Annotated in this window: 13 protein-coding genes; 8 read left to right on the top strand and 5 right to left on the bottom strand. The window is 73.2% G+C overall.

The window, feature by feature from the left end; translation table 11 throughout:
- Positions 1 to 18 precede the first annotated feature (18 nt).
- From lysS to ACFYPD_RS04605, 3 genes are all read left to right on the top strand, one after another.
- Positions 19 to 1,527 (top strand): lysine--tRNA ligase, encoded by a 1,509-nt coding sequence (gene lysS, locus ACFYPD_RS04615; protein WP_387108785.1) that lies wholly within the window; start codon positions 19 to 21, stop codon positions 1,525 to 1,527.
- 112 nt (positions 1,528 to 1,639) lie between these two features.
- Positions 1,640 to 1,990, top strand: a complete 351-nt coding sequence (locus tag ACFYPD_RS04610) for an Lsr2 family protein (protein WP_148793152.1) — start codon at positions 1,640 to 1,642, stop codon at positions 1,988 to 1,990.
- A 484-nt stretch (positions 1,991 to 2,474) separates the two neighbouring features.
- Positions 2,475 to 5,012, top strand: a complete 2,538-nt coding sequence (locus ACFYPD_RS04605; RefSeq protein WP_387108782.1) for an ATP-dependent Clp protease ATP-binding subunit — start codon at positions 2,475 to 2,477, stop codon at positions 5,010 to 5,012.
- Between the two features lie 118 nt (positions 5,013 to 5,130).
- On the opposite strand, the gene ACFYPD_RS04600 is transcribed toward ACFYPD_RS04605, so the two are convergent.
- Positions 5,131 to 6,036: an A/G-specific adenine glycosylase gene (locus ACFYPD_RS04600; protein WP_387108779.1), complete on the bottom strand. Its 906-nt coding sequence runs from the start codon at positions 6,034 to 6,036 to the stop codon at positions 5,131 to 5,133.
- Positions 6,037 to 6,132: 96 nt separating this feature from the next.
- On the opposite strand from ACFYPD_RS04600, the gene ACFYPD_RS04595 reads away from it, so the two are divergent.
- The 3 genes from ACFYPD_RS04595 (at position 6,133) to ACFYPD_RS04585 (ending at position 8,079) form a co-directional block, all read left to right on the top strand.
- Entirely contained in the window at positions 6,133 to 6,645 is a 513-nt protein-coding gene (locus ACFYPD_RS04595; RefSeq protein WP_387108776.1) for a glycine cleavage system protein R, read from the top strand.
- A complete protein-coding gene (locus tag ACFYPD_RS04590) occupies positions 6,642 to 7,205 on the top strand; it encodes a peptide deformylase (RefSeq protein ID WP_387108774.1) in 564 nt (187 codons plus the stop codon). The genes ACFYPD_RS04595 and ACFYPD_RS04590 overlap by 4 nt, the downstream gene beginning before the upstream one ends.
- A gap of 130 nt (positions 7,206 to 7,335) precedes the next feature.
- On the top strand, positions 7,336 to 8,079 hold the full coding sequence (locus tag ACFYPD_RS04585) for a hypothetical protein (protein ID WP_387108772.1): 744 nt from the start codon (positions 7,336 to 7,338) through the stop codon (positions 8,077 to 8,079).
- Between the two features lie 6 nt (positions 8,080 to 8,085).
- Here ACFYPD_RS04585 and disA read toward each other — a convergent pair whose 3' ends face one another.
- The 4 genes from disA to ACFYPD_RS04565 form a co-directional block, all read right to left on the bottom strand.
- A complete protein-coding gene (gene disA / locus ACFYPD_RS04580; RefSeq protein WP_387108770.1) occupies positions 8,086 to 9,270 on the bottom strand; it encodes a DNA integrity scanning diadenylate cyclase DisA in 1,185 nt (394 codons plus the stop codon).
- 142 nt (positions 9,271 to 9,412) lie between these two features.
- On the bottom strand, positions 9,413 to 10,861 hold the full coding sequence (radA, locus tag ACFYPD_RS04575; RefSeq protein WP_387108767.1) for a DNA repair protein RadA: 1,449 nt from the start codon (positions 10,859 to 10,861) through the stop codon (positions 9,413 to 9,415).
- A 101-nt stretch (positions 10,862 to 10,962) separates the two neighbouring features.
- Positions 10,963 to 11,769, bottom strand: coding sequence for a hypothetical protein (locus ACFYPD_RS04570; protein ID WP_387108765.1), 807 nt, complete (start codon positions 11,767 to 11,769; stop codon positions 10,963 to 10,965).
- Between the two features lie 141 nt (positions 11,770 to 11,910).
- Positions 11,911 to 12,750 carry a UbiA family prenyltransferase gene (locus ACFYPD_RS04565; RefSeq protein ID WP_387108763.1) on the bottom strand — a complete coding sequence of 280 codons (840 nt, stop codon included), beginning with the start codon at positions 12,748 to 12,750 and terminating at the stop codon, positions 11,911 to 11,913.
- A 45-nt stretch (positions 12,751 to 12,795) separates the two neighbouring features.
- Here ACFYPD_RS04565 and ACFYPD_RS04560 point away from each other — a divergent pair, with 45 nt between their 5' ends.
- Together ACFYPD_RS04560 and ACFYPD_RS04555 are read left to right on the top strand one after the other, a co-directional pair.
- Positions 12,796 to 13,551, top strand: a complete 756-nt coding sequence (locus tag ACFYPD_RS04560) for a methyltransferase domain-containing protein (RefSeq protein ID WP_387108761.1) — start codon at positions 12,796 to 12,798, stop codon at positions 13,549 to 13,551.
- A gap of 43 nt (positions 13,552 to 13,594) precedes the next feature.
- Positions 13,595 to 14,761 carry an acyl-CoA dehydrogenase family protein gene (locus tag ACFYPD_RS04555; protein WP_387108758.1) on the top strand — a complete coding sequence of 389 codons (1,167 nt, stop codon included), beginning with the start codon at positions 13,595 to 13,597 and terminating at the stop codon, positions 14,759 to 14,761.
- The last annotated feature ends 12 nt before the right edge of the window (positions 14,762 to 14,773 follow it).

Here is a 14,773-nt window from a genome sequence, read left to right as displayed (position 1 = left end):
CGTCTGAGGAAGCGTGCCGTGACCGAGCAGAACGCCCTGCCAGTAGACCCCGCCGACGACCTTCCGGAGCAGATGAAGGTCCGCCGGGAGAAGCGGGACCGGATGCTCGCCGAGGGCGTCGAGCCGTACCCGGTCGGCTTCCCGCGGACCAGCACGCTGGCGGAGGTCCGCGAGCGGTACGCCGAGCTGCCCACCGACACCGCCACCGGTGACCGGGTCTCGGTCACCGGCCGGGTGATCTTCGTGCGCAACACCGGCAAGCTCTGCTTCGCCACCCTGCGGGACGGCGACGGCACCGAACTTCAGGCGATGCTCTCCCTGGACCGGGTCGGCGCCGAGCGGCTGGACGACTGGAAGCGCCTGGTCGACCTGGGCGACCACGTCGGGGTGACCGGTGAGGTGATCACCAGCCGGCGCGGCGAGCTGTCGGTCCTCGCCGAGGAGTGGGCCGTCACGGCCAAGGCGTTGCGCCCGCTGCCGGTGGCGCACAAGCCGCTCAGCGAGGAGGCCCGGGTCCGCCAGCGCTACGTGGACCTGGTGGTCCGCCCGCAGGCCCGGCAGATGGTCCGCACCCGGGCGACCGCGGTGCGCAGCCTCCGGGACACCCTGCACGCGCAGGACTTCGTCGAGGTCGAGACCCCGATGCTCCAGCTGCTGCACGGCGGCGCGGCGGCCCGCCCATTCGTGACCCACAGCAATGCGCTGAACACTGATCTGTATCTGCGAATCGCGCCGGAACTGTTTCTGAAGCGCGCGGTCGTCGGTGGCGTCGACCGGGTCTTCGAGATCAACCGCAACTTCCGTAATGAGGGCATCGACTCCTCGCACTCGCCGGAGTTCGCGATGCTCGAGACCTACCAGGCCTACGGCGACTACAACACCATGGCCGAGCTGACCCGAAATCTCGTGCAGCAGGCCGCTCTCGCGGTCGCCGGCTCGACGGTGGTCACCCACGCCGACGGGCGCGAGTTCGATCTGGGCGGCGAGTGGCGCTCGGTGTCGCTGTTCGGTGTTCTATCCGAAGCGCTCGGTGAGGAGGTCACCGTCCGCACCGAAAGGTCACGCCTGGTCGAGTACGCGGACAAGGTCGGCCTCTCCGTCGACCCGAAGTGGGGCCCGGGCAAGCTGGTCGAGGAGCTGTTCGAGGAGTTGGTCGTCCCGTCGCTCCAGGCGCCCACCTTCGTCCGCGACTACCCCGAGGAGACCAGCCCGCTGACCCGGGCCCACCGCAGCGAGCCGGGCCTGGCCGAGAAGTGGGACCTCTACGTGCTCGGTTTCGAGCTGGGCACCGCGTACTCGGAGCTGGTCGACCCGGTGGTGCAGCGGGAGCGGCTGGTGGCCCAGGCGCAGCTCGCGGCGCGCGGCGACGACGAGGCCATGCGGCTGGACGAGGACTTTCTCCGGGCGATGGAGTACGGAATGCCGCCGGCCGGTGGTATGGGAATGGGAATCGACCGGCTCCTGATGGCGCTGACCGGCCTGGGAATTCGGGAAACCATCCTGTTCCCGTTGGTCCGGCCCGAGTAGCACACAAGCTTCTCCGGGTCGTTACCGCTTCCTATTGACGGAGCAAGCTGCGGGCGGGCTATTGTGCTCCTGTATTGCAGGAGCACAACCCTGCTCGAAAGGAATGTGGGACGTGGCCAAGCAGATCATTCACAAGCTGGTCGATGACCTGGACGGCGGGGACGCTGACGAGACCGTCAAGTTCGCGCTCGACGGTGTGCAGTACGAGATCGACCTCTCGGCTCCCAACGCTGAAAAATTGCGCGACGTATTCGCGCAGTACATCGCGCACGGGACGAAGGTCGGCCGTGGCGGTGTGGTCGTGGGTGGCCGGGCCGCGCGGGGTCGCGGCGGCGCGACCGCCGACCGCGAGCAGAACAAGGCCATCCGGGCCTGGGCCAAGAAGGCCGGCAAGGACATCTCGGACCGGGGGCGCATCCCGCAGGAGATCGTGGACGAGTACCACGCGAAGGCGGGGCACTGACCCCGACGACCCCCGCAGCGGGCGACACGACGCCGGACCGGAGTGCCACTTCGGGCCGGCGTCGCCGTTTCCGCCCGCCTGCGCCGTCTGTCCGGTCCGTGCGGGGCGTGGGGCAACGGCGTCGCCGGGCGCGGGAAGAAACCGGCGTCCGGGGCAGTTGTCCACAGGCGGTGGGGATCCTGTCCACAGGTTGTGGAAGACCGCGGCCGGGCGCCGACGCCCCCGCCCAGCCCCTCGACCGGGCTTTTCCACCGGCGGTCGAATTTCGCTCTGCGCGTACAGGCGGAGGTACCGGAACACCTCCTGAGCGCGGACGGTTGTCAAAAACGACGCGTGAACGGCCATTCGCGGGGACACACGACCTCAGCGGAGTCGGTCCGCGGCGATAGAGTAAGGAGGCACGGACGCCCGTCCCGGACGTCCGCGCACCGGCCCCGCCGAGATCTGACCATCAAGGCGCACGGCACGTGAGGAGCACGAGGGCATGTTCGAGCGGTTCACCGACCGAGCGCGACGGGTTGTCGTCCTGGCCCAAGAAGAGGCCCGGATGCTCAACCACAACTACATCGGTACGGAGCACATCCTGCTGGGCCTGATCCACGAGGGTGAGGGTGTCGCGGCAAAGGCCCTGGAGAGCCTCGGCATCTCCCTCGAGGGCGTCCGTCAGCAGGTCGAGGAGATCATCGGCCAGGGCCAGCAGGCGCCGAGCGGGCACATCCCGTTCACGCCGCGGGCCAAGAAGGTGCTGGAGCTGTCGCTGCGCGAGGCGCTGCAGCTCGGCCACAACTACATCGGCACGGAGCACATCCTGCTCGGCCTGATCCGTGAGGGCGAGGGCGTCGCCGCCCAGGTGCTGGTCAAGCTCGGCGCCGACCTCAACCGGGTCCGCCAGCAGGTGATCCAGCTGCTCTCCGGCTACCAGGGCAAGGAGCCGGCCGCGGCGGGCGCCGCGCCGGGCGAGGCCGCGCCGTCGACCAGCCTCGTGCTGGACCAGTTCGGCCGGAACCTGACCCAGGCCGCCCGCGAGGGCAAGCTCGACCCGGTCATCGGGCGCGAGAAGGAAATCGAGCGGGTCATGCAGGTGCTCTCCCGCCGGACCAAGAACAACCCGGTCCTGATCGGTGAGCCCGGCGTCGGCAAGACCGCCGTGGTGGAGGGCCTGTCCCAGAAGATCATCAAGGGCGAGGTGCCCGAGACGCTGAAGGACAAGCAGCTCTACACCCTCGACCTCGGTGCCCTGGTCGCCGGTTCCCGCTACCGCGGTGACTTCGAGGAGCGCCTCAAGAAGGTGCTCAAGGAGATCCGCACCCGCGGCGACATCATCCTGTTCATCGACGAGATCCACACCCTGGTGGGTGCGGGTGCGGCCGAGGGCGCGATCGACGCCGCCAGCATCCTCAAGCCGATGCTGGCCCGCGGCGAGCTGCAGACCATCGGCGCCACCACCCTCGACGAATACCGCAAGCACCTGGAGAAGGACGCCGCTCTCGAGCGCCGCTTCCAGCCGATCCAGGTGGGTGAGCCCTCGCTGGCCCACACCATCGAGATCCTCAAGGGCCTGCGGGACCGCTACGAGGCGCACCACCGGGTGAGCATCACCGACGCGGCTCTCGTCGCCGCCGCCACCCTGGCCGACCGCTACATCTCCGACCGCTTCCTGCCGGACAAGGCGATCGACCTGATCGACGAGGCCGGCGCCCGGATGCGCATCCGCCGGATGACCGCGCCGCCAGACCTGCGTGACTTCGACGAGCGCATTGCCCAGGTGCGCCGCGACAAGGAGTCCGCGATCGACGCGCAGGACTTCGAGCGGGCCGCGCAGCTCCGTGACAAGGAGAAGCAGCTCCTCGGCCAGAAGGCCCAGCGGGAGAAGGAGTGGAAGGCCGGTGACCTGGACGTCGTCAGCGAGGTCGACGACGAGCAGATCGCCGAGGTGCTCGGCAACTGGACCGGCATCCCGGTCTACAAGCTGACCGAGGAGGAGACCTCGCGCCTGCTGCGCATGGAGGACGAGCTGCACAAGCGCGTCATCGGCCAGGAGGACGCGGTCAAGGCGGTCTCGAAGGCGATCCGGCGCACCCGGGCCGGCCTGAAGGACCCGAAGCGCCCGTCCGGCTCGTTCATCTTCGCCGGCCCGTCCGGTGTCGGTAAGACCGAGCTGTCCAAGGCGCTCGCCGAGTTCCTGTTCGGCAGCGAGGACGCCCTCATCCAGCTGGACATGTCCGAGTTCCACGACCGCTACACGGTGTCCCGGCTGGTGGGTGCCCCTCCCGGCTACGTCGGCTACGACGAGGGCGGGCAGCTGACCGAGAAGGTGCGCCGTCGGCCGTTCTCGGTGGTCCTCTTCGACGAGATCGAGAAGGCCCACCCGGACGTGTTCAACACGCTCCTCCAGATCCTGGAGGACGGGCGGCTCACCGACGGCCAGGGCCGGATCGTGGACTTCAAGAACACGGTCATCATCCTGACCACCAACCTCGGCACGCGGGACGTCGCCAAGGCGGTGTCGCTGGGCTTCCAGGCCTCTGACGACTCCGAGTCGAACTACGACCGGATGAAGCAGAAGGTCAACGACGAGCTCAAGCAGCACTTCCGGCCCGAGTTCCTCAACCGGATCGACGACACCATCGTCTTCCACCAGCTGCGCGAGAACGAGATCCTCCAGATCGTGGACATCATGATCGCCCGGATCGAGACGCAGCTGCGGAACAAGGACATGGGCCTGGAGCTGACCGACAACGCCAAGAAGTACCTGGCGAAGAAGGGCTTCGACCCGGTGCTGGGCGCGCGGCCGCTGCGTCGCACGATCCAGCGCGACATCGAGGACAACCTGTCCGAGCGGATCCTCTTCAACGAGCTGACCCCGGGTCAGATCGTGGTGGTGGACTGCGAGGGCGACCCGAGCGACATCGACAAGTCCAAGCTCGTCTTCCGGGGCGCCGAGCGGCCGGTGGCCGTGCCGGACGCGGTGCCGGCGGACCTCAGCGGCACCGCCGCCACGGGCGCGGACGACGCCGCGTGAGTTCGGGCAACTGATCGAGGGCGACGGCCCCGGTAGGCGAAAGCCACCGGGGCCGTCGCCTTTCCCGGCCAGGGGCGGACGGCGTGAGCCGGACCGGTGCGGCGTTGGAACGGGTCGGTCAGGTGCGGGGGAGCGGGACCGGCGGGCCGTCGCCGATCAGCCGGAAGGACTCCTCGCCGACCGGCTCGACCAGGCCGTCGGTGACCAGCCCGGCCAGGGCCCGGGCCCGCTGCACGTCGTCGTGCCAGACCTGGTCCAGCCGCTGGTGCGGCACCGGCCCGGTGGCGTCGCGGAGCACCGCGAGGAGCAGGCCGCGTACCTGGCGGTCGGTGCCGGCGTAGCGCTGCGGTCGGCGGGTCGGCCCGGCCGGGGCCTCCTGGCCGGAGGCCCGCCACGCGCAGCTCGACTCGACGGGGCACGCCCCGCAGCGCGGGGCACGCGCGGTGCAGACCACCGCGCCGAGTTCCATGAACGCCGCACTGGCCAGGGCCGCGGCGGCCGGTTCGATGGGCAGCAGATCCTCGGTGGCGACCAGGTCGGCGGGGCGGGTGGCGGGCCCGGCGTCGGGCTCGCCGGCGATCGCCCGGCACACCACCCGCCGGACGTTGGTGTCGACCACCGGGTGCCGCTGCCCGTACGCGAAGGCCGCCACCGCCCGGGCCGTGTACGTGCCGACCCCGGGCAGCGCCAGCAGTTGGTCGAGCCGCTCCGGCACCTCGCCGCCGTGCCGTTCCACGACGGCCACCGCGCAGTCACGCAGGCGTACGGCCCGGCGGGGGTAGCCGAGCCGGCCCCACATCCGGATCGCCTCGGCGGGCGTGTCCTCCGCCAGCGCGGCCGGCGTCGGCCAGCGGGACAGCCACGCCTCCCAGGCGGGCAGCACCCGGACCACCGGTGTCTGCTGGAGCATGACCTCGCTGACCAGGATCGGCCAGGCGCCGATCCCCGGCTCGCGCCACGGCAGGTCGCGGGCGTTGCGCTCGTACCACCGGCTGACCAGGGTGGCGAAGGTGGGCTCAGACATCGCGCCGCCAAGGATGTCACGGGCGACTTTCCCGCGGGTTGGGCGGGGCGGGCGGGCCGTCGCGGCCGGCCGGCGACGACCGGGCAGAATGTCCGGATGAACGAGCTCGCGATCACCGTCATCGGCCGGGACCGGCCGGGCATCGTGGCCGACGTCGCCGAGGTCCTCGCGCGGCTCGGCGCGAACCTCACCGACTCGACGATGACCCGGTTGCGGGGCCACTTCGCGATGACCCTGATCTGCGTGGGCCCGGCCGCCGCCGACGTCGAGGCCGCGCTGGCCCCGCTCGCCGCCGAGGGCCAGCTCCTGGCCACCGTACGCGAGGTCACCCCCGACGGGCAGGCCGCGCCCGCCGGCGAGCCGTACGTGATGGCGGTACATGGCGCGGACCGGATGGGCATCGTCGCGGCGATGACCCGGGTGCTGACCGACGCGGGTGGCAACGTGACCGACCTGAGCACCCGGTTGACCGGTTCGCTCTACGTGGTGGTCGCCGAGGTCGAGTTGCCGCCGGGCAGCGCCGACGAGGTGGCCGGCCGGCTCGCCCGTACCGCTGCGGAGCTGGGCGTGGGGGTCAGCCTCCGCCCGGCGGACACGGACCTGCTGTGACGGCGGAGGAGTACGCCGGCCTGGGCGGCTGGACGCCGGAGAAGCTCGGCCTCCCCGGGGCGGTACGCCCGGTCGTGGCCGCGCCCGCCCCGGTGCTCAGCCGGCCGGGGTCGGCGGTCGACCCGACCTCGGCCGAGGTGGTCCAACTGGCCGCGGACCTGGTCGCCACGATGCGGGTGTCGCCGGGCTGCGTGGGCCTGGCCGCGCCACAGGTCGGGGTGAGCGCCCAGGTGTTCGCGGTGGACGTGACCGGGCACCCGAAGGCGATCACCGTGCACGGCGCCTTCGTGCTCTGCAACGCCACGGTGGTGGAGGCGAGCCGCTGGAAGGCCGGGCGGGAGGGCTGCATGTCGGTGCCGGACCTGACCGGTGACGTGAAGCGAGCCAGCCGACTGGTGGTCGAGGGTGTGCTGCCGGGCAGCGGAGACGCGGTGCGGCTGGTGACCGACGGGTTCGAGGCGCGGGCGCTCCAGCACGAGATCGACCACTGCGCCGGCCTGCTCTTCCTCGATCGGGTGGCCGGGGCGCACGCCGTCTACCAGCGCAAGGTCTATCTCTGACCGGCCGTGGTCCGGCGGTGCCGCTCGGTGACCTCTCCCGTCCATTGTGGATCTACGCGGGGCCGGGGTGGAGGGCCACCGGCGCGTCGCGCGAGCGGGCCGGGCGTAGCGCCGTTACGGTGAACGCATCATGCGTCTGACGGTCGGCCCTCTGTCTCCCGCCGTGTACTGGCGGCGTCGAGCCGTCGTCTTCGGAGCCGGGCTGCTTTTCCTGATTGTCCTGCTCTATTCCTGCACCAGCACCGACCGCACCGGCACCCCGGCGGGCAATCCAGGGGGCTCCGCCTCGGCGGCCGCTCCCGGCCCGACCGGTTCGCTGCTGACACCGCAGTCCGGCAGCCCGTCGCCCACCCCGGGCGACTCCGGCGGCGGCAGCGGGACGAACGGCGGCGGCACGGGCGCCGACAACGGTGGCGGCACGAACGACGGTGGCGGCACGAACGACGGTGGCGCGCCGGCCGCCCCGGTGGCCGACGACGGCACCTGCGCCGACTCGGAGCTCCGGGTGACCCCGGTCGCGCTGCCGGCCACCGCCCAGCGGGGCACGGTGGTCACGCTGCGCCTCAAGGTCAAGAACGTCTCGGAGCGCACGTGCAGCCGGGACGTCGGCGCCGACCTCCAAGAGCTCTACATCAAGGCCGGCGCGGCGAAGGTCTGGTCCTCGGACACCTGCGGCACCGGCAAGGGTTCCGACGTGCAGTCGTTCACGCCGAACTTCGAGCGCTCCTACGAGCTGGGCTGGAACGGGCGGGACGTGAGCCGCTGCGCCAACGGCGTGGCCGCCGGCCCGTACGCCCCGATCGGCACGTACCAGGTCTTCGCCCGGGTGGGCACCAAGCTCAGCGAGCCGGTGAAGCTGACGATCACCGGCTGACGACGGTCAGACGTAGCGCTCCAGGATGGACGCCTCGGCGAGCCGGGACAGCCCCTCGCGGACGCCCCGGGCGCGGGCGTCGCCCACCCCCTCGACCGTCTGGAGGTCCTCGACGGTCGCGCCCAGCAGCCGCTGGAGGCTGCCGAAGTGCACCACCAGCCGCTCGACCACGGCCGCCGGGAGCCGAGGCACCTTGGCCAGCAGGCGGAAGCCGCGCGGGCTCACGGCGGCGTCGAGCGCGTCGGAGGCGGACGGGTAGCCGATGGCCTTGGCCACCGCGACCAGGTCGATCATCTCGGTGGCGCTGAGCAGGTCCAGCTCGACCAGGGCCTCGTCGAGGGTGCGCGACTTCCGGCCCACCGGCAGATAGTCCCGGATGACCAGGGTGCGGTCGGCGTCCACCCCGGCCATCAGCTCGTCGAGCTGGAGGGCGAGCAGCCGGCCGTCGGTGCCCAGCTCCACGACGTAGCCGGCGATCTCGTCGGCGATCCGGCGGACCATCTCCAGTCGCTGCACCACGGCCACGGCGTCGCGGACGGTGACCAGGTCCTCGATCTCCAGGGCGGAGAGCGTGCCGGAGACCTCGTCCAGTCGGAGCTTGTAGCGCTCGAGGGTGGCCAGCGCCTGGTTGGCCCGGGAGAGGATCGCCGCGGAGTCGTCCAGCACGTGCCGCTGGCCGTTGACGTAGAGGCTGATGATCCGCATGGACTGGCTGACCGAGATCACCGGGTAGCCGGTCTGCCGGGCCACCCGCTCGGCGGTGCGGTGCCGGGTGCCGGACTCCTCGGTGGGGATCGACGGGTCGGGCATCAGGTGCACGGCGGCCCGGACGATCCGGGTGCCGTCGCTGGAGAGCACCACGGCGCCGTCCATCTTGCACAGCTCGCGGACCCGGGTCGCGGAGAACTCGACGTCGAGCGGGAAGCCGCCGGTGCAGATCTGCTCGACGATCTTGTCGTAGCCGAGCACGATCAGCGCGCCCGTGCGGCCGCGCAGGATCCGCTCCAGGCCGTCGCGCAGCGCGGTGCCCGGCGCCATGAGGGCGAGGTTGGCCCGCAACGGATCTGCGCCGGCCCCGCCGACGCTTCCGGTGACGCTCACGCTGATGGCACGGGCGGGGGAGCCCACGGCGCCGGTGCGGGCGTGCGGCGTCGTCGCGGCGGGTTTGGTGGCATCGCGGTCGATCGGCACGGGCACAGTCTACGGACTGCGGTGCGGTGGGTGCTCTCGTGGTTACTGTGATGTGTCACGATGTCCGGCTCCCCCGGTCGCCGACCGGTTGCGTCGGCTGTCCGGAATCGCCCGGCCGGTCCCGCCGCACGCCTACGTGCCGTCACTCCGCCGACGCGCGGGCGGCAGCCTGGAGGGCCGCCCGGACGTCGGTGACCTCCATCACCCGCATGTTCTCCGGGGCCACCCCGCTGCTGCCCGGACCGCAGCCGGGCGGCACGAGGGCCAGCCGGAAGCCGAGCCGGGCCGCCTCGGCCAGCCGGCGGGGCACCGCCCCGATCCGGCGCACCTCGCCGGTGAGCCCGACCTCGCCGATGGCCACCAGGTGCGGGTTGAGGGCCAGGTTGAGCCCGCCGGAGGCGACCGCCAGCGCCACGGCCAGGTCGGCCGCCGGCTCGACCACCCGGATGCCGCCCACCGTGGCGGCGAAGACCTCGCGGTCGTGCAGCGTCAGCCGCTCGGTGCGCCGCTGGAGCACCGCGAGCACCATGGCCAGCCGGGCGCCGTCCAGCCCGGAGACCGTGCGCCGGGGGGAGCCGGCGACCGTGGCGCCGATCAGCGCCTGCACCTCGGTCACCAGGGCGCGCCGCCCCTCCATGGCCACCGTCACGCAGGTGCCCGGCACCGGCTCGGAGTAGCGGGTCAGGAAGAGGCCGGACGGGTCGGCCAGGCTGCTGATGCCGCCCTCGTGCATCTCGAAGCAGCCCACCTCGTCGGCCGCGCCGAACCGGTTCTTCACCCCGCGGACCATGCGCAGCGACGAGTGCTTGTCGCCCTCGAAGTGCAGCACCACGTCGACCAGGTGCTCCAGCACCCGGGGGCCGGCGACCTGACCGTCCTTGGTGACGTGCCCGACCAGCACGGTGGCGACGCCGCGCTCCTTGGCGACCGCGACCAGCGCCGCGGTGACCGCCCGGACCTGGGTGACCCCGCCGGGAACGCCCTCGGTGCCGGTCGTGGAGATGGTCTGCACCGAGTCGAGCACCAGCAGCCCCGGCTTGACCGCGTCGAGGTGGCCGAGCACCGCCGACAGGTCGCTCTCGGCGGCCAGGTAGAGCTGATCGTGCAGGGTGCCCATGCGCTCGGCGCGCAGCCGCACCTGGCTGACCGACTCCTCACCGCTGACCACCAGCGACGGGCTGCCCGCGTTGGCCGCCCACTGCTGGGCGACGTCGAGCAGCAGGGTGGACTTGCCGACCCCCGGCTCACCGGCGAGCAGCACCACCGCGCCGGGGACCAGGCCGCCGCCGAGCACCCGGTCGAGCTCGCTGACGCCGGTGGGCCGGGCCCGGGCGGGCGCGGCGCTGATGGTGGCGATCGGGCGGGCCGGCTCGGCGGGCATCCGGGAGCTGACCACCCGGCCGGAGACCAGCGGGCCGCTCACCGTGCACTCGACCACCGAGCCCCATTCGCCGCACTCCGGGCAGCGCCCGACCCACTTGGGGGGCTGGTGGCCGCAGGCGTCGCACTCGTAGGCCGGGCGGGGCTCACGGGCGGCGGCGCGGCCGCGACCGGCGGCGGGGCGGGGCGAGGTCGATCGGGGCGTGCTCACCCCAGGACGCTAACCGGACGGTACGACGAAAGCCCACCCGGAAACGGCGACACCGCCGGGCGTGGCGCTGGCCACGGCGGCGGTGTCGATCGCGCGGTCGATCAGCTGTGGCCGCCGCCCTCGCTGCCGCCCTCCTCGAGGCCACCGGGGTGCCCGGCGCCACCCTCCTCGCGCGGCTGCACCACCGGCGAGGCCGGCGCGGGCGGGGTCAGCGGGACGCCGACGGCCGCGCCAGTCTTGATCACCTTGCCGCCGCCGAAGTCGAAGGTCAGGTTGACCCGCTGGCCGACGAGCAGGTCCTGGTTGAGGCCGACGAGCTGAAGGAACTGCGGGTTGTTGCTGGTGAGCTGGACGTAACCCAGGGCCGGGATCTCGAACCGGGCCGGCTCGCCGGTCGGGGCCGAGCTGGCGGACGGCGACGGGTTGGCCGAGGCGGATCCGCTGGCCGAGGGGGAGCCGCTGGCCGACGGCGACTCCTCGGTGCCGAGCGACCGGCTCGGCGAGGCGCTCGGGTCGGTAGCGGTGGGCGACTGGGAGGCGGGCTCGGTCGGCGAGCCGGTCGGGGTGGCCTCGTCGCTGCCGGCCCCGGCGCCGCTGAGCAGGATCTCCCGGGCGCTGTCGGTGGTGACGGTCACGGTCACCGGCTCCCGGCTGTCGTTGTAGACCAGGACGTTGACCCGGGCCTGGGCGCCGGCCTTGTAGCCCTCGGGGCCGGGGAACTCCAGGTAGAGGCCGCGCACCTTGTAGAGGTTGTCGGGGGTCTGGACGTTGACGCCCTGCACGGACGGGATCTTGTTGGCGGTCTCGGCCACCTGGCCGGCGCCACACCCGGTCAGCAGCAGGCCCGCCGCCGCCGTACCGGCCAGCAACAGGGCCGCCCGCCGGGAACCCCTGATCGAGCGCGTCACGTCGGTCCTCCTCGTCACGATCCCCACCCGGCCGGACGCCGGACACGGGGTGGCCATACCCGCGCAGACCGCGCTCCAGGGTAGTTGGAGCTGATCGAGGCCCGCACGCCGACCCGGTAATGCCACCGTCGAGGGGAACGGTCAGACGACGCGACCGCTGGCCACCAGGAGCACCACATCGATCAGTGCCACCACCATCACGGCTCGGAAGGCGGCCACCGGCCGGGCACCGGCCCCGGTCGCCGTGCGTCCGACGTACCAGCCGAGGGCCGGCACTGCGACGGCGGCGGCGACCGCTGACAGCCCGGCCCACGACGGCGGCCCGGGCGGCCCGACGACCAGCGCGACGGTGGCCGCGAGGAGCAGCCCGGCGGCGGCCCCCCGGCTGCCCGCCGCTCCCAGCCGGTGGGGCAGCCCGCGCACCCCGGTGCGCGCGTCGTCGGCCAGGTCCGGCAGCACGTTGGCGAAGTGCGCCCCGGCGCCCAGCAGCGCGGCGGCGGCGACCAGCCAGACCGGGGGCGCGGGCGCGCCCGGCAGGGCCAGCACCACGAAGGCGGGCAGCGCGCCGAACGAGACCGCGTAGGGCAGCACCGAGACCGGGGTCGACTTCAGCGGCCAGTTGTAGAGCAGTGCCGAGACCAGGCCGAGGGTGGCGCAGAGCGCCGCCGCCGGACCGGCGGCCAGCGCCAGCAGCGGGGTGGCGACGGCGGCCGGCACGGTGGCGCGGGCCAGGATCCGCCGGGAGACCACGCCGGTGGCCACCGGTTTGTCGGTACGCCCCACCGTGGCGTCCCGGTCGGCGTCGATCAGGTCGTTGCTCCAGCCCACGGCGAGCTGGCTGGCCAGCACCGTGAGCGACACGGCGGCGATCCCGCCCGGACCGTGCCCGACGGCCCGCGCGAGCAGCCCGGCCACCACGGTCACCGCGGCGGCCGGTTCCGGGTGGCTCGCCCTGACCAGCCCTAACACCGACATCGACATAAGAGAAGTCTGGTCGTTACCGGGGAGTCGTGCCACGCTCGGTCCATGCGAGACGCGGCACCGGTGTCCACCCCGCCCCGGGTGCTGCCGCCCAACGATCCCCGGCAGTACGACGACCTGGCCGGGGAGTGGTGGCGACCGAACGGCGCGTTCGCGATGCTGCACTGGCTGGCCCGGGCCCGTGCGGCCCTGGTGCCACCGGCGTCCGAAAGGGACGCGCTGCTGGTCGACCTGGGCTGTGGCGCCGGGCTGCTCGCCCCGCACCTGGCCGGCAAGGGCTACCGGCACGTCGGGGTGGACCTGACCCGCTCGGCCCTCGACCAGGCCGCCGCGCACGGCGTGACGGTGGTCCGGGGCGACGCCACCGCGGTCCCGCTCGCGGACGGCTGCGCCGCCGTGGTCTCCGCCGGTGAGCTGCTGGAACACGTGCCGGACTGGCGCCGCGCGGTGGCCGAGGCGTGTCGGCTGCTGCGGCCCGGCGGCCTGCTGGTGCTGGACACCCTCAACGACACCCTGCTGGCCCGGCTGGTCGCGGTGGAGCTCGGCGAGCGGCTGCCCACCGTGCCGCGCGGCATCCACGATCCACGGCTGTTCGTGGACGCCCGTGCGCTGGTCGCCGAATGCGCCCGGCACGGCGTGTCGCTGCGGCTGCGCGGGATCCGCCCCGAGCTGGGCGGGACGCTGGCCTGGCTGCTGCGCCGGCTGCGCGGCACCGACCGTCCGGCCCGGACGGAGCCGCGCATCGTGCCGACCTGGTCGACGGCCGTGCTCTACCAGGGCAGTGGGCACCGGAGCGGGTAGCGGGGGCCGCCCGGGGTAAAGGGGACGCCGAGAAGGGGGCTACATGACTGTGCACGCGCTGGAGGCGGCCCGCAGGTTGGCGCCGCGGCTGGCCGCCCGCGCGGCCGACCACGACCGGGACGGCTCGTTCCCGGTCGACGACTTCGCCGACCTCCGGGAGGCCGGCCTGTTCGGGCTGATGGTGCCGCGCGAGCTGGGCGGCCTGGGGGCCACCTTCGCCGAGTACGCCGCGGTCGCCACCGAGCTGGCCCGGGGCAACGGCGCGACGGCGCTGGTGTTCAACATGCACGCCTCGGTCACCGGCGCGCTGGGCGCCGTGACCGAGGAGCTGGCCGAGGCGCTCGGCGTACCGGACGAGGCGCTGGCCGCCCGGGACCGGCTGCTCCGCGCGGCGGCCGAGGGCGCCTGGTACGCGGTGGCCATGAGCGAACGCGGCGCCGGCGCCCGGCTGTCCCAGCTCAGCACGGTCTACGAGGCGGTCGGGGGCGGCTGGCACCTCAAGGGCAGCAAGACGTTCTGCTCCGGCGCGGGCCACCCCGACGGCTACCTGGTGGCCGCCCGCAGCGCCACCGACCAGTCGGTGGTCTCCCAGTTCCTGGTCCCGGCCGGGGAGGGGATCACGGTCGAGCCCACCTGGGACTCGTTGGGCATGCGCGCCACCTCCTCGCACGACCTGCACCTGGACGTGACCGTGCCGGCCGACCGGCTGCTCGGCGGGGTGGAGGGGCTGGCCCTGGTGGTCGCCCAGCTCATGCCGCACTGGCTGGTGGCCAGCTACGCGGCCGTCTACGTCGGCGTGGCCCGGGCCGCGATCGACGCCGCCGCCGAGCACCTGAACGCCCGCAACCTGGCCGGCCTGCCGGCGGTCCGGGCCCGGCTGGGGCGGGCGGACGCGGCCGTCGCCGCGGCCGAACTGGTGGTGGCCGAGGCGGCTCGCCGGGTCGACGAGGCGCCCGGCGACGCGGAGACCAACCGCTGGGTGTGGCGGGCCAAGCTGCTCGCCGGCACCACCGCGGCCGACGTGGCGGCGTCCATGCTGGAGGCCGCCGGCACCTCGGCCACCCGGCGGGGGCATCCGCTGGAGCGGCTCTACCGGGACGCCCGGTGCGGGTCGCTGCACCCGGCCACCTCCGACGTCTGCGCCGACTGGCTCGGCATCGCCGCGCTCGGCGGCGACCCGGACCGCGACGGCTCGGCGCCTCGTTGGTGAGCGCGAGGAGTG

Source organism: Micromonospora sp. NPDC005299 (assembly GCF_042872345.1).
Taxonomy (GTDB): domain Bacteria; phylum Actinomycetota; class Actinomycetes; order Mycobacteriales; family Micromonosporaceae; genus Micromonospora.
The sequence above is the reverse complement of the archived record's forward strand: the minus strand, read 5'-3'. Positions and strand labels throughout refer to the sequence as shown.